We start from the raw sequence: 418 nt of genomic DNA, 5'->3' as shown, positions 1-418 counted from the left end.
GCAGATGCGCATGCCGCGGCGCATTTCAAGAGGATTTTTTGCGGGGCGCCGCGGGCGGGCTGGCAAGCCAAACCCGGCGGTTGCCAGGGGTTACAACCCATTTGCGGGCGCACCAAAGTGCAACCAGCACAATGCGGGTTCAGGAATCCGCCGCCATGCCCATGCCCCTTCGCTTCACCGCTCCCTCGCGCCCGCAGTTCCGCCTGCCGCGGCCCGCGGCCACCATGGCCGTGGCTGCCGCCGCCCTGCTCGCCGGCTGCGCGGGCGTGCCCAACTCCATGCCCGGCCTGGACCGCAGTGCCCGCTTCGATCCCGACGATTTCAATACCAGCGCCAGCATCTACACGCGCCACATCGACGCGCCGCCCGCCCGCGTGTGCGAGGGCGCCCGCCGTGCGCTGCTGAGCCAGGGCTATCT

Annotated in this window: 1 protein-coding gene; it reads left to right on the top strand. The window is 70.3% G+C overall.

Annotated features, from left to right (window positions below; translation table 11 throughout):
- Nucleotides 1–155: 155 nt before the first annotated feature.
- Nucleotides 156–418: hypothetical protein (locus JZ792_RS43770; RefSeq protein ID WP_204332884.1), on the top strand; the 263-nt coding region annotated here is incomplete at its 3' end.

Origin of the sequence: Nocardia noduli (assembly GCF_019038455.1) — a bacterium.
GTDB lineage: Bacteria > Actinomycetota > Actinomycetes > Mycobacteriales > Mycobacteriaceae > Nocardia > Nocardia noduli.
Note: the sequence above shows the minus strand (reverse complement) of the source record. Positions and strands in the feature narration are given on the sequence as shown.